The 16,690-nt window shown below is 53.5% G+C and carries 19 protein-coding genes; 12 read left to right on the forward strand and 7 right to left on the reverse strand.

The window, feature by feature from the left end:
• Position 1: 1 nt before the first annotated feature.
• Positions 2-415, reverse strand: coding sequence for a flagellar basal body rod protein FlgB (gene flgB, locus AAIE03_RS10410; protein ID WP_015700561.1), 414 nt, complete (start codon positions 413-415; stop codon positions 2-4).
• Between the two features lie 153 nt (positions 416-568).
• Here flgB and flgA point away from each other — a divergent pair, with 153 nt between their 5' ends.
• From flgA to AAIE03_RS10425, 3 genes are all read left to right on the forward strand, one after another.
• A complete protein-coding gene (gene flgA / locus AAIE03_RS10415; RefSeq protein WP_013025346.1) occupies positions 569-1,228 on the forward strand; it encodes a flagellar basal body P-ring formation chaperone FlgA in 660 nt (219 codons plus the stop codon).
• 103 nt (positions 1,229-1,331) lie between these two features.
• Complete coding sequence (gene flgM / locus AAIE03_RS10420) at positions 1,332-1,634, forward strand: flagellar biosynthesis anti-sigma factor FlgM (protein ID WP_013025345.1); 303 nt, start codon at positions 1,332-1,334, stop codon at positions 1,632-1,634.
• Between the two features lie 5 nt (positions 1,635-1,639).
• The gene (locus AAIE03_RS10425; protein ID WP_013025344.1) at positions 1,640-2,071 is read left to right on the forward strand and encodes a flagella synthesis protein FlgN; all 432 of its coding nucleotides are present in this window, start codon (positions 1,640-1,642) and stop codon (positions 2,069-2,071) included.
• A 371-nt stretch (positions 2,072-2,442) separates the two neighbouring features.
• Here AAIE03_RS10425 and AAIE03_RS10430 read toward each other — a convergent pair whose 3' ends face one another.
• The 5 genes from AAIE03_RS10430 to rimJ form a co-directional block, all read right to left on the reverse strand.
• Entirely contained in the window at positions 2,443-4,134 is a 1,692-nt protein-coding gene (locus AAIE03_RS10430) for a methyl-accepting chemotaxis protein (RefSeq protein WP_498562995.1), read from the reverse strand.
• A gap of 356 nt (positions 4,135-4,490) precedes the next feature.
• Positions 4,491-6,029, reverse strand: a complete 1,539-nt coding sequence (murJ, locus tag AAIE03_RS10435) for a murein biosynthesis integral membrane protein MurJ (RefSeq protein WP_498562996.1) — start codon at positions 6,027-6,029, stop codon at positions 4,491-4,493.
• A gap of 121 nt (positions 6,030-6,150) precedes the next feature.
• Positions 6,151-7,071 (reverse strand): Gfo/Idh/MocA family protein, encoded by a 921-nt coding sequence (locus tag AAIE03_RS10440; protein ID WP_498562997.1) that lies wholly within the window; start codon positions 7,069-7,071, stop codon positions 6,151-6,153.
• Entirely contained in the window at positions 7,072-7,713 is a 642-nt protein-coding gene (locus tag AAIE03_RS10445) for a DUF480 domain-containing protein (protein ID WP_013025340.1), read from the reverse strand. It abuts the gene before it with no gap.
• Between the two features lie 15 nt (positions 7,714-7,728).
• The gene (gene rimJ / locus AAIE03_RS10450; protein ID WP_014606141.1) at positions 7,729-8,319 is read right to left on the reverse strand and encodes a ribosomal protein S5-alanine N-acetyltransferase; all 591 of its coding nucleotides are present in this window, start codon (positions 8,317-8,319) and stop codon (positions 7,729-7,731) included.
• A 433-nt stretch (positions 8,320-8,752) separates the two neighbouring features.
• Between rimJ and AAIE03_RS10455 the strand changes: the two genes are divergently transcribed.
• The 8 genes from AAIE03_RS10455 to AAIE03_RS10490 all read left to right on the forward strand — a co-directional run bounded on the left by AAIE03_RS10455 (position 8,753) and on the right by AAIE03_RS10490 (position 14,404).
• Entirely contained in the window at positions 8,753-9,316 is a 564-nt protein-coding gene (locus AAIE03_RS10455; protein WP_014593411.1) for a lipoprotein, read from the forward strand.
• A gap of 156 nt (positions 9,317-9,472) precedes the next feature.
• A complete protein-coding gene (gene pyrC / locus AAIE03_RS10460) occupies positions 9,473-10,516 on the forward strand; it encodes a dihydroorotase (protein ID WP_498562998.1) in 1,044 nt (347 codons plus the stop codon).
• Positions 10,517-10,578: 62 nt separating this feature from the next.
• Complete coding sequence (gene dinI / locus AAIE03_RS10465) at positions 10,579-10,824, forward strand: DNA damage-inducible protein I (protein WP_013025336.1); 246 nt, start codon at positions 10,579-10,581, stop codon at positions 10,822-10,824.
• A 145-nt stretch (positions 10,825-10,969) separates the two neighbouring features.
• Positions 10,970-11,242, forward strand: a complete 273-nt coding sequence (locus tag AAIE03_RS10470; protein WP_014606143.1) for a hypothetical protein — start codon at positions 10,970-10,972, stop codon at positions 11,240-11,242.
• A gap of 247 nt (positions 11,243-11,489) precedes the next feature.
• The gene (gene bssS / locus AAIE03_RS10475; RefSeq protein ID WP_013025334.1) at positions 11,490-11,744 is read left to right on the forward strand and encodes a biofilm formation regulator BssS; all 255 of its coding nucleotides are present in this window, start codon (positions 11,490-11,492) and stop codon (positions 11,742-11,744) included.
• Positions 11,745-11,840: 96 nt separating this feature from the next.
• The gene (gene solA, locus AAIE03_RS10480; RefSeq protein ID WP_014593410.1) at positions 11,841-12,956 is read left to right on the forward strand and encodes an N-methyl-L-tryptophan oxidase; all 1,116 of its coding nucleotides are present in this window, start codon (positions 11,841-11,843) and stop codon (positions 12,954-12,956) included.
• A gap of 295 nt (positions 12,957-13,251) precedes the next feature.
• The gene (locus AAIE03_RS10485) at positions 13,252-13,827 is read left to right on the forward strand and encodes a cytochrome b (protein WP_014593409.1); all 576 of its coding nucleotides are present in this window, start codon (positions 13,252-13,254) and stop codon (positions 13,825-13,827) included.
• Between the two features lies 1 nt (position 13,828).
• The gene (locus tag AAIE03_RS10490) at positions 13,829-14,404 is read left to right on the forward strand and encodes a YceI family protein (RefSeq protein WP_498562999.1); all 576 of its coding nucleotides are present in this window, start codon (positions 13,829-13,831) and stop codon (positions 14,402-14,404) included.
• Positions 14,405-14,442: 38 nt separating this feature from the next.
• Here AAIE03_RS10490 and trhO read toward each other — a convergent pair whose 3' ends face one another.
• Entirely contained in the window at positions 14,443-15,492 is a 1,050-nt protein-coding gene (gene trhO, locus AAIE03_RS10495; protein WP_019105715.1) for an oxygen-dependent tRNA uridine(34) hydroxylase TrhO, read from the reverse strand.
• Between the two features lie 260 nt (positions 15,493-15,752).
• Between trhO and AAIE03_RS10500 the strand changes: the two genes are divergently transcribed.
• On the forward strand, positions 15,753-16,676 hold the full coding sequence (locus AAIE03_RS10500) for a Kdo(2)-lipid IV(A) acyltransferase (RefSeq protein ID WP_013025329.1): 924 nt from the start codon (positions 15,753-15,755) through the stop codon (positions 16,674-16,676).
• Positions 16,677-16,690 lie beyond the last annotated feature (14 nt).

Genomic DNA, 16,690 nt, shown 5'->3' on the forward strand with positions numbered 1-16,690 from the left:
ATTATTGCCCTTGTAACACGCTCATCATGCCCTTGATCTGGCTACTGATAAGCGTGAGGTCGGTTTGATATTTCAGGCTGTTATCCGCGAACTGCGTACGTTCACGGTCCATATCCACGGTGTTACCGTCGGCTGATGGCTGATCCGGAATGCGATACAGCAAGTCCATTGACGGTGCCGAATTCGTCTGCGCTTCAATGTGGCGCGCCGACGTGACTTTAAGCGCCAGGCTACTGCCTTCAGCACGTCCATTCGCCATTGCCCGATTCAGCTCGCTGGCAAAGTCGATATCCCTGGCCTGATAGCCCGGGGTGTCGGCGTTGGCAATGTTTGATGCCAGAATCTCCTGACGTTGAGCTCGCAGGTTAAGGGCTTCGGTACCGAAATGTAGCGCCGCATCGAGTTTGTCGAGCATGCTTCCTCCGCAAATGAGAATTTCGAGCTGGCAGCTTAATCGGGAAAAAGCAAGAGTCATCGTCTGAATAACGCCTCAAATCGTCGCTATTTTTGCTCTTGAGTTTTTTTTTATACGCGTACACTCGTTGGCATCATCAGTGAGGAAAAGCACATGCGTGGATATTCAGCCCTGTTAGCAAGCCTGCTGGCCCTGATTGCCCTACCCGTAATGGCAGGCGATTTCAGCGCCCAACTGAGCCAGTTTTTTAAGGCACGCGATCCCCAGCACGCGGCCGGAATGAATGTGGTGATTCGTACGCCGCAGGCCCAGTGGCCAGAATGTGAGGCCCCGCAGTTTACCCTGCCGGGCAACAGCCGGGCCTGGGGCAACATGAGCGTGGCGGCTAACTGTGGTGAGAACCGTCGTTATATTCAGGTCCAGGTTCAGGTAACCGGTGACTATCTGGTCGCAACAAAATTAATTGCCCGTGGCAGCACCGTCAGCAAAGAGGATTTCCGTATTGAAAACGGACGTCTTGATAACCTGCCCCCGCGCACACTGTTCACCGATGAGTCCGTAGCGGATTCGGTGGTCCTGCGTGACATTCAGCCGGGACAACCCGTGAGTCAGTCCATGCTGCGCCAGCCGTGGCGGGTCAAAGCGGGTCAGGACGTGATGGTGGTGGCCAGCGGAGACGGATTTGACGCCAGCGGCGAAGGCAAAGCGTTAAACAACGGTACGATTTCACAGTGGGTTCGGGTGCGTATGGGAAATGGCCAGGTTGTGAGTGGCCGGGTGAGCGATGATGGGAAAATTCTTATAACACTATAAAACATTAAAGAAGCCTGTTTATCTGCCGATAGAAGAATCAGCTAAGCGATTACGCTATTATGATTCAGGTGGCAGACTCCCCTGACTTTACAGGAGCCCGAATATGAGCATCGACAGAACACAACCGACAAAGCCCGCCAGCACTGTGCAAACACGTGACAGCAGCGAGCAACAAACTACCCGCGTGCGTCAGAGCAGCACCACGACTGCCACAACGCCTGCGGCCGCTCAGGTCAGCCTGAGCAGCGCACAAGCACAGCTGATGCAGCCCGGCAGCCAGGACATTAACGTCCAGCGCGTAGAACAATTAAAAACCGCCATTCGCAATGGCGAGTTGAAGATGGATACCGGCAAAATCGCTGATGCGCTGATTGCCGACACTAAGGCGTATTTAGAGGGTAAATAATCCCCATGAGTAATTTGCTGACCACGTTAGATAAGATGCAGGAAGTGCTGGTTTCTCTGGCCATCGTTCTGGATGAAGAGCAACAGCAGCTGTCGTCTGGAATGATCAACAGCAACAACCTGCAGCGTATTACGGAAGACAAGAGCGCGCTGCTGAGTACGTTGAATTATTTAGACGAGATGCGTCGCAGCAACGAAAAAAGTCTGGGTACATCTGCACCTTATCGTGGTCAAAGTGACATGGCGCGCCGCTGGGAAGGTATTCAGCAGCATACGCGTCGGTTGCATAACGCAAATACGCACAATGGTATTCTGTTGCAGCATCAAATTACCTTTACCCATGACGCGTTAGACATTTTGAAGCCGCATCAGACGCAGGCGTTTTATGGTCCGGATGGTAAAGGACAGGGCCAGGCAACGTTAAGTCGTAAAGTCTGACCTGTTTTCCTCCCTCCCGGTATCGCGGGCTGCCTCAGCGAATCTGATGCAGGCGTGACCCGGGCAGGCGTAAAAAAGCCGTCATCTCGCTGAGAAGATGGCTTTTTTTGTGTCCGCTTGCTGGAATCTCTCCTCCTCTGCGCCCTGCCTAACCCTTCTTCTCTCTGCTTCGCGCCTGACGGAATGACGCAATGCACTCACGGGTACGCCAGGCGCATCCCGCGATATTCTCCGCAAGGCAGGCGATTCAGCCTGTTCGCCCAAAGGCCTACGGTTGAACGTCTCAGTTATTGCTGTACGACGTTGTGCAGAGTGCCGCCAGACGCGCGTTCACCAGACAGGTAAACCGCGCGCCTTAATCCTTTCCCGGCTTAAAATGCCTCCCAGTTTTCATGTCCACGTTCAGGCGGAATGATTGGCGCCACAGCCGCTTTCAGGGTCGCAGGGAGAGTGGCGTTCGCATGTTTCAAAGGCGGGCTTTCAAGTTTGAAAACCGAAACGGCCTGGGTCAGTTTGTCAGCCTGCTCTTCAAGCGAGGCGGCTGCAGCCGAGGCCTGCTCAACCAACGACGCGTTCTGCTGTGTCACATCATCCATCTCGGTAACGGCCAGGCTGACCTGCTGAATGCCCCGGCTCTGCTCATCGGAGGCCGCCGCGATCTCCGAAATGATGTCATTTACCCGACGGAAAGCTTCTACCGTTTCCATCATGGTGCTACCCGCATTGCTGACAAGCGTGGTGCCGCCGTTGATGAGCCCGACCGAAGCAGAAATGAGCCCTTCGATCTCTTTGGCCGCCTGCGCGCTTCGCTGCGCCAGACTGCGCACTTCGCTGGCAACCACGGCGAATCCGCGGCCCTGTTCTCCTGCCCGCGCGGCTTCCACCGCCGCATTTAGCGCAAGAATGTTGGTCTGGAAGGCAATGCTGTTGATGACGCTGGTGATCTCGGCAATCTTTTTCGAACTGCCGGAGATATCGTCCATGGTTTTCACCACGCGATTAACGATGTTCCCGCCCGTATGGGCTTTGTCAGAAGCGTCAGAGGCCAGCTGACAGGCATGGTGAGCATTGTCAGCGTTCTGTTTTACCGTGGCGGTCAGTTGCTCCATGCTTGCCGCTGTCTGTTCCAGTGACGCCGCCTGTTGTTCTGTTCTTGACGAGAGATCGGTATTCCCGGAAGAAATTTCTCCCGCGCTCTGAAGAATGGCAATGGCACCATCGCGCACGGTTCCAACCGTACTCGACAGCGAGGACTGCATCAGTTGAAGACGCGAGAGCAGCAGGCCTGGCTCGTTTCGGCCACAAACGTCAGGCGGTAGCGTCAAGTCACCATGTGCAATCAGGTCGATACGCGAGAGGGATTGCCGTAATGGGGTGATAATGACCTTTTTCAACAGAACAAAAGCCAGGAGTACGATCGTCACCGATGCCACAAAAGCCGCCAGCATCGTGATATAGCCCGTATTCACCTGATCCACCGCATCCTGTTTTATCGCCTGCGACCGCTGATTGCGCATATCAATCGCTTTCATCAACACATCTTTATAAGCTTTATCGAGTCTGTCGGCTTCCGTTTCATCGGCGATGATTTCTTCAAAGCTTCCCTGTTTCGCCGCGTCAATCATCGGCAGCAAACCTTTACGAAGATAATCGCTGAAACGTGCCTGAAGCTGTGTATCAATATCCGCGCCTTCGGGCGATTTGACGGCGCGATGCAGATAAATGTTAAGCCCTTTCTCTGCCTTCTTCAGGCTGACATCTGTTGCAAGTAAATGCGCTTTATAGTTATCCGTGTCCGCAATGCGCGCGGCGGCACCCGCCTGAATAATTTGCAGCCGCGCCGAACGCATATGTGTCGAACTGTCGAGCAGCCCCTGACGAACCGCAATCTCGTCAGTCGAATCATCCAGCGAGTGTTTGCTCTGCGCAAGAAACCAGGCCGAAAGGCCTATGCCAGAGACGAATAACAGTAAGATGCAGCCAAATACCAGGCTGAATAAAGGAACAAGCTTAAGGTTATGCCAGAGACTCAGCTTGACGTTGTCATTGGCTGTGATATGCATTTTCGTCCTCTCCTTATGTGATGAACTGTTTATAGTCATCGGCAGGAAAAGGGCAGTTTTTACGATGAAATTGACCTCAGAATCAATTCCTTACAACATGTCATCATTCTCACGTGATGTTTTTAATAAAGCTAAATATCACGTCAACAGACCTGTTTTTTTAACGATTTTTTAGGAAAAAACATCTTACTGTCACAAAGACGTTCAACGTGAATATCAGGCTGAGCGCGATATTCACGCGGCAGCTTATGACGTTCACTGTCGCCTTGGGTTAAACAACAAAAAGGCCGCAACGTGCGCCGTTGCGGCCTTGCTGACAGGTGACGCGCCGAATGAGGTTCAGCGCAGGTTGATATTCAGACGGTTGTGCGCCGAGCGTAATCCCGCAGGCGAAAACCCATCAGCCCCAGGGCCAGGAAGTAGGCACCCCCGCCTACCGCACAGACTAATGCGAGTCGCAGCAGGCGCCAGAGCATATTCCCTTGTTCCCAGACGGGCATCCAGTACAGCATGCCAAACAGCGCGGCTGCCATTATCGCGACGGCCACCAGTAAGCGCAGCAGGAAACCCAGCCAGCCCGGCTGCGGCTGGAAGATCGCCTTTTTGCGCAACTGCCAGTAAAGCAGTGCAGCATTGAGGCAGGCCCCCAGACCAATCGAGAGCGCGAGGCCAGCATGCTTAAGGGGGCCGATAAAGGCCAGGTTCATGAGCTGAGTCACGATCAGCGTGATAATGGCAATTTTGACCGGGGTTTTAATGTCCTGGCGCGAATAAAATCCCGGAGCCAGGACTTTCACGACAATCAGCCCCATCAGCCCGACCGAATAGGCAACAAGCGCGCGCTGGGTCATGGCGGCATCGAACGCGGTGAATTTGCCATACTGGAACAGCGCGACAGTCAGGGGACCGGATAACATTCCTAAGGCTACCGCGCTGGGTAACGCCAGCAAAAAGCACAAACGCAGGCCCCAGTCCATTAAGCGTGAATACTCATCGTGATTGCCGCTGGAGAAGCTTTTCGCCAGCGACGGTAACAAGATGGTGCCCAGCGCCACGCCCAACACGCCGGAAGGAAACTCCATCAGACGATCGGCATAGTACATCCAGGAGACAGAGCCCGATACCAGGAAAGAGGCAAAAATGGTGTTGATAATCAGCGAGATTTGACTGACGGAGACGCCCAGGATGGCGGGCCCCATCTGACGCATAACGCGCCACACACCTGCATCACGCAGGTTAAGACGCGGCAGTACCAGCATGCCGAGTTTCTTGAGATGCGGTAACTGATAGCCTAACTGCAGCAGTCCACCCACGACGACGGCCCACGCCAGCGCCATCACTGGCGGATGGAAATGCGGCGCCGCAAACAGGGCAAAACCAATCATGCTGACGTTCAGCAGCGTGGGCGCAAAAGCCGGTACGGAAAAGCGGTTCCAGGTGTTAAGTATTGCTCCGGCCAGGGAGGCAAGGGAGATCAACAGAATATAGGGAAAGGTCACGCGCAGCAGCGCGCTGGTCAGGACGAATTTATCCGCCGTATCCGCGAATCCCGGCGCAGTGACCAGAATGACCCAGGGCGCGGCAACCATTCCCGCAACCGTCACAACAGCCAATGCCAGCGTCAGCAGCCCCGATACGTAGGCAACAAATAACCGCGTCGCCTCTTCTCCCTGCTTGCTCTTGTACTCGGCTAAAATAGGCACAAAAGCCTGCGAGAATGCGCCTTCCGCAAAAATGCGTCGCAGCAGATTCGGCAGTTTAAAGGCAACAAAGAAGGCATCGGTAGCCATACCGGCCCCGAATACGCGCGCCACAATGGCATCACGGGCGAAGCCCAGCACGCGGGAAAACAGCGTCATGGAACTGACCGCTGCCAGCGATTTCAACAAATTCATAATTGACGGGGCATCCTGAAAAAAATCGGCAAAATGCGTGACTTAGCACGGGTTATGTCACATCTCGGCCGATAGTCTACTGCCATCGCGCGAAATGACCAGTGCTGAGTGTTACAAGGCGTTATTCCCGTTCGGCATCGCGCCACATCGATTCGACCACGCGTTGCGCCAGCAGGGCCTGCTCGCCACTGGTCTCCGGCTTTGTCTGATTTTCGACACACTGGATAAAATGCTCTGCCGCCCCGACAAATCCGCGCTGGGCCAGATGGCTCTGCCAGGAGGGAGAAGGCATGATCACCACCCCCGCCCCTCGCTCCACTTGCCCGTCGCGCATGTCATGAATATCAATGCATTGGCCATCGCCTATGGCGCTAACGCGTTCGCGCTGGCTTCCTGCCCGACGATGCATGCTGGTCGTGATCTGCAACTGTCCGGCATTGAAATGGTGCTCCGCATACAGCATCTGTCCCTGCTCATTGGTCAAGATGTGCCCCTGACGCGGAAGCGAACGTCCCCCGGCCAGCCACAAGGCGGTATCGACAACATGGAGATAATCATCCAGTAACGTGAAGCGCAGATCCTGTGGACCCACGCTGTCGCTGCGGTGTTTCTCAACACGCAGCGAAGCAACCGATGCCATCTCGTCTTTGAGCTGCTGATAGGCGGGCGCAAAACGGCGATTAAAGGCCACCATCAGTCGGCGCTGTTTCTTTTCGGCCAGCGTAACAAGCGCCTCGGCCTGACTCAGGGTTTCTGCCAGCGGCTTATCGACACAGACGTCTTTTCCCGCCTGCAGCAGTGCATGCACCACCTCATAATGACTGGCCGTACTGGTATGAACAAACACGGCATCACAGGCGGCCGCCAGGGCATTCAGCGTGCTGAAACAGGGGATCCGGTAACGTTCGCACACGACCTGCGCGTTCGCCTGGTTCGGCGAAAATGCCCCCACTAACTGCCAGGCACGCGCCTGCGATAATACGGGCAGCCAGGCCTTTTGCGCGATGCCGCCTAAGCCGACCACACCAATACGAATCGTCATTTAGTGTTCTCTTTCCTGTAGCAGCGCCAGCTGCGCCTGTAAGTCTGCCACCTGCTGCTCCAGCGCGACGACGCGTTCCAGCAGGGCGACATCATGTGTGACTGCGTCAACCTGCGTCGGTGCGGGCGCTACCTCGCCGGCCAACAAGTGCATAAAGCGGCTTTCACGCTTGCCGGGCTCACGGGCCAGGCGTACAACCATCGGGCCGTCATCGCGTGACGCCAGCCCTTCCAGGGTCTGTTCGACTTCAGCCACGTCGGCAAACTCGTGCAGGCGTCCGCTTCGCGTGCGCAGTTCACCCGGCGTCTGCGCGCCGCGCAGGAACAGAAGCGTCAGAACGGCTACTTCTGCACGGCTGAGCTGCAGATGTCCAAATGCCGAATTGCAGAAGCGCTGCTCATATTTAACGACCCGCTGGCCGAAGCCACTGTTCGCCGTCACCAGGTGTTTTTTAACCAGCTGGTCGAGCTCATTCTGGACATCGCTTTCGCTCAGTTCCATCACCGGCTCGCGGTTTGACTTCTGATTGCAGGCGTTAACCACCGCGTTCAACGAAAGCGGGTACTGTTCCGGCGTGGTCACCTGTTTTTCCAGCAGGCAACCTAACACGCGCAGAGCCTGTACCGACAAGGCTATCTTCATTTACCCCTCCTCGGGTTATCCACGACGGTTGGGCGTCCATTCTTTGCAGGTCAACGCCGTCAGGACATGATCCTGCCACTCGCCATTAATCATTAAATAATTTTTAGCATATCCCTCTTTTTCAAACCCGAGGCGCGCCAGCAGATCGCCACTACGCTGGTTGTGCGGCATATAGTTAGCCATGATGCGATGAATATACTGTTGCCGCTGCATATAACGAATCGCCGACTGCAGTGCCTCAAACATCATGCCCTGCCCCTGCCATTTTTCGCCGAGGGAATACCCAAGGTAACAGGCATGAAAGGCCCCGCGCAGGACATTGCTGAAGTTAGCCACGCCGCGTACCTCGGTTTCGTTGCTGTCCATCAACACAAAGTAGAAAGCCGATCCCTGTTTATGCATATCCGCAATCAGGCCGAGCCGCGCCTGCCAGCCAGAGGGATAACAATGGCTGTCATCGCGAACCGGTTCCCACGGCCTGAGAAAGTCGCGATTTTCCGCATAGTAATCCGCTAACCGCCACGCATCGCGTTCGTGAACCAGTCTTACCACCAGCCGCTCGGTCGTGAGTCTCACCCTCAGCGCGGCAGAACGATAGCCAAACATCATCTCTCCTGAAATCCATGGCGGGAAGGAAATGCCAGTCTTTGATAACGTTCACTATAACCGTCGCCAGGTCTGCGGTAAAACGTTACGCACGCAATCACAGACGGGCTGACCGTTTATGCTCCTGTGCGCTGACAGTGAAACCGCTCTTAACTGTTTCACTGCAGTCTGCGCGACACAAAAGACGCGTCGCGTCCCCTGTCCTGCACGTGAACAGTTACCCTTGCTGGCATTGGTGGGTTAGCCGTCACTGATCACGATGCCTGACCTGCCGGACGGGGCCTGGCTGACCCGGTGATCGCCGGCGAAGGGCGGACAGCCCTGCAGCGAAAGGCACGTTCGGTTACTCTAACTCAGCCCATTCCTGATGACAGACTGCACGCATTAGGGCAGGCTATGCCCTGATCTACTTTTTCATTTAAACGAGGGAATTATGAAGAAGGCTTTTCACGGGCTGATTGCCCTGTTTTTCGCGGTATTGCTGAGCGGCTGTAATCAGTTAACCCAGTACACCATCAGCGAGCAGGAGGTCAATCAGGCGCTGCAAAAACACAATAATTTCGAAAAAGACGTTGGCGTCTCAGGGCTGGTGAATGCCCATATTGTCCTGAATAACCTGACCAGTCAGATTGGTCGCGAAGAGCCGGGTAAAGTAACGTTATCAGGTAATGCGAAAATCAACGTGTCTTCGCTGTTTGGTCCACAACAGGCCGATATGCAGCTGAAGATGCGTGCGCAACCGGTGTTCGACAAACAGCAGGGTGCGATTTATCTGCGCGATATGGAAATTGTGGATGCACAGGTTCAGCCAGACAAGATGGCGTCCATCATGAAAACGCTGACGCCCTACCTGAATCAATCGCTGAAAAGCTATTTTGACCAGCAGCCTGCCTATGTGCTGAGTGCCGATCGCAGTAAAGCTGAATCGCTGGCGAAGAAATTTGCTAAAGGGTTGGAAGTGAAGCCAGGCGAGCTGGTGATCCCGTTCACCGATTAGCGCGTTCCGACAAATTTATCGCCTGCCTGATCCGCGCCTTTCGGCGCGGATTGCTTATCAGATGCAAAAACAGGTGCAAACGGTTGCCTGAGTCCTTATGCTTATAACCCGGCCTAAACACGCCATTCGTTTATCCTTCATGCCGGAGCCGTATTAATGACCGCACAACCTCAGCAACTTACTATCCGCCGCCCAGATGACTGGCATATCCATCTTCGTGATGACGAGATGCTTAAAACGGTGCTGCCCTACACCAGCGCGGTGAACGGTCGGGCTATCGTGATGCCCAACCTGGTTCCGCCGGTGGTCAGCGTCGCGGCGGGCGAAGCCTATCGCGACCGCATTCTGGCCGCGTTGCCTGAAGGTCATGACTTTATCCCGCTGATGACCTGCTACCTGACCGACTCGTTAGACGCCGAAGAACTGGCGCGCGGTTACCACTCCGGCTTGTTCACTGCGGCCAAGCTCTATCCTGCCCATGCGACAACCAACTCCAGCCACGGCGTGACCAACATTGCGTCAATCGCGTCGGTGCTGGAGCGGATGCAAACGCTGGGCATGCCGCTGTTAGTGCATGGCGAGGTGACTGATTCACATATTGATATCTTTGACCGTGAAGCCCGCTTTATTGAAACGGTGATGGAACCGCTGCGTAAGCAATTCCCTGCGCTGAAAGTCGTGATGGAGCATATTACGACCAAAGATGCCGCAGACTATGTGGAAAGCGCCAATGAAAACCTGGCCGCTACCCTTACCCCCCAGCACCTGATGTTTAACCGTAACCATATGCTGGTGGGCGGAATTCGTCCGCACCTTTACTGTCTGCCCATTCTGAAGCGCAATACGCATCAGCAGGCGTTGCGCAAGGTGGTGGCCAGCGGTCATCCACGTTTCTTCCTGGGTACCGACACCGCGCCTCACCTGAGCCATCTGAAAGAGAGCAGCTGCGGCTGTGCTGGCGTATTCAATGCGCCTACCTCCCTGCCCGCTTATGCCACGGTGTTTGAAGAGATCGGTGCGCTGGCGCATTTTGAAGCGTTCTGTTCAGAGAACGGTCCCCGCTTCTATGGTCTGCCGCTGAACGAAGGCACCATCACGCTGGTGCGTGAGCCCTGGACAGTCGCAGAAACAATTGAAATGGGCTCACATCAGCTGGTGCCTTTCCTGGCCGGTGAAACGCTGAACTGGCGTGTAAAATAATTTCACTTGCCTCCGGCATATTTATACTGTATTTATATACAGTATCTTATACGGAGGCTTTTATGCGTGTTGAAATTACCGTTGCCAAGACCCAACCTCTACCCGCTGGTGCGATAGAAGCCCTGAGCCAGGAACTGTCGCGCCGTATCGATGAACAATTCCCGCAATTCACCAATCACGTCAAAGTGCGTTACGCCACGGCTAACCAGCTCAGCGTGATGGGCGGAGATAAAGAGACGCGTGAACAAATCAGCGAAATCCTGCAACAAACGTGGGAAAGCGCTGACGACTGGTTCATTACCGATTAACCGCCACTGTGCTGTTTTTTGCCGGGTTTCGCCACCCGGTTTTTTTATCTTCATTTAAAGTCTGCCTAACCCCTCTCCCCATCTGGACTCTGAATGATCAATGTCCTATGCTGGCGCTGATCATGCATAAAAGGAGTTGCATCCCATGACTACAGATAAACCCGAAGAAGCGATGACCTTTGGCGAGTTGTTAACGCTGATTGGTGAACAGCAGCGTCGTTTAACGGTGCTGGAAAATGCGTTCTCCAGCCTGATTTTCTGTCTTGATGACCGGGCCAGTCAGTTACTGGTGCATAATCTTTCTCTTGAAGCCCAGAATCAAAACCATGATGAGCAACTGCAGCAGCAGTTTGCGCGCCTGGCCGAAACGTTACAGAAGCGCAGTGGGACAACCGGCGCGGAGACCGCCCTAATCTGACGTGCGGTTAACGCCAGTGATGAACAACTTTTACTGTTTAAATAGGACGATTAGCTACCTGTCATTCTGGTATTATATCTTCTCAGCTTTACCGTTTTAGAGACAAACATTCTGCTTTCAGGCGTTCCGTGATACGTTTTAATCAGTAAATCGCTATATTGCTGTTATAATTGTTTCGCAGTGGAAATAAAAAAGCCGCATTGAACCTCATCATGCACTTCGTTTAACGAGTAATAAGGAGGTTATAATGGACAGTCGCAAAGATGTAATTCAGACCCATCCACTGGTGGGCTGGGATATCAGTACTGTTGACAGCTATGATGCGATGATGATCCGCCTGCACTCCCTTTCGTCGCAAGATCAAACAGAAGAAGACGCAGACGTTGGCCCGACTTACTGGCTGACGACTGATGTAGCAAAGCAGTTCATCTCCATTCTTGAAGCCGGTATCGCCAAGATTGAATCTGCCGAGCAAGTAGAACGACTACTAAAGAAGCATTAATACTGCTGCATCAGCAAGGCACCCTTCAGGGTGCCTTTTTTATTGGGCTTTCTGGTATGCTGTTGATTATGTAACCCTTTCAGGAGTTCCATTTTCATGATTTACGATCTTATTGTGGTCGGGAGCGGCTCAGTCGGCGCAGCAGCAGGCTATTACGCCACGCAGGCCGGCCTCTCCGTACTGATGATTGACAGCGCCCATCCGCCTCATACTCAGGGCACCCACCACGGCGAAAGCCGCCTGATTCGTCATGCTTACGGAGAAGGCGAGCGCTATGTGCCGCTGGTATTGCGTGCGCAGACGTTATGGGATGCGCTTGAGCAGCAGGCTGGCGAGCGCATTATGCACCGGTGCGGCGTCCTGAATATCGCCCCTGCTCACTCCGTGTTTATTCAAAACGTCATCAACAGCGCAAAAGCCTGGCAGCTTCCCGTCGAGATATTACAGGCCGCGGAGGTCAGAAAACGCTGGCCGCAGTTTAACGTCCCCGATGAGTACCTGGGCGTATTTGAGCCACAGTCCGGTTTTTTAAAAAGTGAACAGGCGGTGCGGAGCTGGATTCAGCTGGCGGAAAAACAGGGCTGCGCGCAGCTGTTTAACTGCCCCGTCACGCAAATCAGTCGTGAAGGCGATTTACAGCAGGTCACCACGATTGACGGCATTTACCGTGGGCGAAAAATGCTGGTGAGCGCCGGGACATGGGTCAGCAAACTGGTGCCGAATTTGCCAGTGGCACCAACGCGTAAGGTCTTTGCCTGGTATCAGGCTGATGGTCGTTACAGTGAAAACAATGCCTTTCCCGGATTCACCTGCGAAATGGCCGATGGCAGCCAGTATTATGGTTTCCCTGCCGATAACAACGCCCTGAAGTTAGGCCGCCATGATGGGGGCCAGTTGATGACCCAACCCGAAGATCGTAAACCCTTCGGTAGCCTGGCCGCCGATGGCAGCGAAACATTCCGCTTTTTGCGCCAGTTTTTACCCGGCGTTGGCGTGTGTTTGCACGGGGAAGCCTGTAGTTATGATGTCAGCCCCGATGAAGACTTTATTATCGATACCGTGCCGGGCGATCCTGACCGTCTGGTGATAACGGGCTTAAGCGGACACGGTTTCAAATTTGCCAGCGTTTTAGGCGAGCTTGCCAGTCAGTTTGCTCAGAATCAGCCTTTCAGTTTTGATCTCACACCGTTCAGGCTGTCACGCTTTCAGTAAATAGGGTGCGGCGGCCCGGTTTTACGCGGCGCCGCACTGACATATATTTACACTCCGGTTTTATCTGACGCCCTTCCTGCTGTTATATCCACGCAAACAGGCCCGTTTATCCACTTTTCCACGTCTCAGCGCCCGCGTAAAACAGCCTTGTTCAATAATATTGTGCTTACGCGCACCGCTACGCGAGCCGATTTCATTAGTACAGGAGATATTTATAGAAAAGTAAGCATTATTGCTTTTGTGTTTCATTCTGTAGATTCTTATTTCTACATATTCTTAAGATACCGCTGCAAAAATGTTGCTAAGAAATTCACCCGGTCGTTATGGATGGCTCTCCATTTTCCTACACTGGTCAATGGCATTGGTTATCTATGCCATGTTCGCCCTGGGATTATGGATGGTTGGGCTGAGCTATTACGATACCTGGTATCACAATGCGCCAGAGATTCATAAGAGCATCGGGGTCATTCTGATGCTGGCCCTGATTATTCGCCTGATATGGCGCGTGGTTTCGCCGCCGCCTAAACCCCTGAGCAGTTATTCCCCTCTTGTGCGCATCACGGCTGTCGTGGCGCACGGATTACTCTATGGCCTGCTGATCGCCATCCTCTTCAGTGGCTATTTAATCTCTACCGCCGACGGCAAACCGGTTTCGGTGTTTGGCTGGTTCTCTCTGCCTGCTGTACTGACCGGCGCGGGCGAACAGGCAGATTTAGCGGGAGATATTCATTTATGGCTGGCCTGGAGCATCGTGATCCTGTCGGTGTTACATGGCCTGGCCGCACTAAAGCACCACTTTATCGATCGCGATATCACCCTGAAAAGGATGCTGGGTCTGGGCATCCGTTCACCCTCTGAAAAGGAAAAATAATATGTTCAAAAAAACGCTTGTGGCCATCACAGGTGCCGGCCTGCTGCTGGGTTCCCTGACCGCCAGTGCCGCTGATTACAAAATTGATAAAGAGGGCCAGCACGCCTTTGTACAGTTTCGTATCAAGCACTTAGGCTACAGCTGGCTGTACGGCACCTTTAAAGATTTCGACGGTTCGTTCAGCTTCGATGCCAGTAATCCTTCAGCCGATAAAGTGGATGTGACCATCAACACCAACAGCGTGGACACCAACCATGCCGAGCGTGACAAGCATATTCGCGGTCCTGAATTCCTGAATGTGGCCAAACATCCCACTGCGACCTTTAAATCAACCTCGGTGAAGAAAGACGGCGATAAACTGGCCGTTACAGGAGATTTAACGCTGAATGGCGTGACCAAACCTGTGACGCTGGAAGCCAAAATGATGGGTGAAGGTAAGGATCCGTGGGGCGGCTATCGTGCCGGTTTTGAAGCGGAAGGCGAGATTGCGCTGAAAGACTTTAATATTACTCAGGATCTTGGGCCAGCCTCTCAGAACGTTGAGTTAATCATCTCAGTAGAAGGCGTACGTCAGTAATCTTAAGCCGCCTGAAGCCAGGCTTCAGGCGGCTCCGGCTATTTGCGGGTTGGCGCAGGAATGGTCATATTCAGCAAGCCACGCGACTTGTTGAAAATTTTATTGCCATTCTCACGTCCTGCCCGGCGAGCGCGTTGCTCTTCGGGTGACAGGCGGGCTTCCTCCTGACAGAGCGGGCTACAGCAGTGCTCGTACTTTTCGGCACAACGTTCACACTGGATAAACAGCAGGTGACAGCCGTCATTAACGCAGTTTACGTGGGTATCACACGGCGTCCCGCACTGGTGGCAGTGGGATAACACATCATCCGAAATACGCTCGCCCATGCGTTCATCAAAAACAAAGTTCTTGCCTTTGAAACGCACCGGAAGATTTTGTTCCCGTGCGCGGCGTGCATACTCAATAATGCCGCCTTCGACGTGATAAACATCTTCGAACCCGTTATGGCGCATCCAGGCGCTGGCTTTTTCACAGCGAATCCCCCCGGTGCAGTACATGACGATTTTTTTATCCTTCTTATCCTTCAGCATGTCCACCGCCATCGGCAACTGGTCACGGAACGTATCGGCAGGCACCTCAAGCGCATTATCAAAGCGCCCGACTTCATACTCGTAATGATTTCGCATATCCACGAATACCGCATCGGGATCGTCAAGCATAGCGTTCACTTCCGCCGCTTTCAGATAGTTGCCGACGTTGCTGGCATCAAAAGTTTCATCGTCGATGCCGTCCGCGACAATGCGGTCACGTACTTTCAGACGCAATACCCAAAACGATTTGCCATCGTCGTCGAGCGCGATATTCATACGCAGATGATTTAACGCCGGATCAAAACCGTATAAATAGGCCTTCATCGCCTCGTACTGGCTGGCGGGCACGCTCAGTTGGGCGTTGATGCCTTCGTGCGCAACGTAAATACGCCCAAACACCTTCAATGCGGTTAACCCGAGATAGAGTTCGTCGCGAAACGCTTTTGGATCGGCAATAGTGAAATACTTGTAAAAAGAGACTGTGGTGCGCGGCTCGGTTTCCGCCAGCATGCGCGCCTTCAGCTCTTTATTGGAAACAAGGTTGTGTAACACTGGCATGGTGTTCGTTCCTGTTATCAATAGAAGAAATTTAGCGCGCACATGATACCTGAATTGAAAAAAATGCGAAGCGTATAAGAAAAATTGATAGTTTAACCTGTACATTTTCGCCGGTCCGGGTATTCATACTTCTCTTTTTGCTCCCGACAACAACCTGCGAAATGCTGTAACATTTCAGCAGTGGGAAAAAAATGGCACAATAACCGCAACTGACGAAAAACAGCACCGCTGGTGCACGACGCAGGATAATAATATTTAAGATGACCCAATTGCCCCAATTTTCACGCGCGCTTTTGCATCCCCGCTATTGGTTAACCTGGCTGGGCATAATTCTGTTGTATATCCTGGTATTGCTGCCCTATCCACTACTCTATGCACTTGGTTGCCGTATTGGTCGCCTTGGTATGCGCTTCATGAAGCGACGCGTGGCCATTGCGCGCCGTAATCTGGAGCTCAGCTTTCCCGAGATGCCGGAAGTCGATCGCGAAGCCATGATTAAGCATAACTTTGAATCGGTAGGGATGGGGCTGATTGAAACCGGCATGGCCTGGTTCTGGCCCGACTGGCGCATCCACAAATGGCACAAACCTTCTGGTCTGGAACATATTCAGCAGGCCCATGATAGCCAGCGCGGCGTACTGTTAATTGGCATGCATTTCTTAACGCTGGAGATCGGTGCTCGCATGTTTGGCATCCATAATCCCGGCATTGGCGTCTACCGGCCTAACGACAATAAATTAATCGACTGGCTGCAGACGCGCGGTCGTATGCGCTCAAACAAAGGGATGTTAGATCGTAAAGATCTCAAAGGCATGATTCGGGCGTTAAAGCGCGGCGATATCATCTGGTACGCGCCCGACCATGATTATGGCCCGCGCAGCAGCGTATTTGTGCCCTTCTTTGGCGTGGAAAAGGCGGCAACAACCGTGGGTACGCATATGCTGATCCGCACCGGTAAACCCGCCGTCATCCCCTTTGTTCCACGTCGCCTGCCCGAAGGACGCGGCTACGAACTGATTATTCTGCCTGACGTCAGCGCGAATTTTCCCCTGACCAGCGACGAAGACACGGCTCTGCGCATGAACAAGGTGGTTGAAGAAGGCGTGCTCATCGCCCCTGAACAGTACATGTGGCTGCACCGCCGTTTCAAAACCCGGCCAGAAGGTGAGCCTTCACGCTATTAGGTCCGCTGCTCAGC

It is taken from the genome of Pantoea sp. Ae19-2 (genome assembly GCF_059801205.1).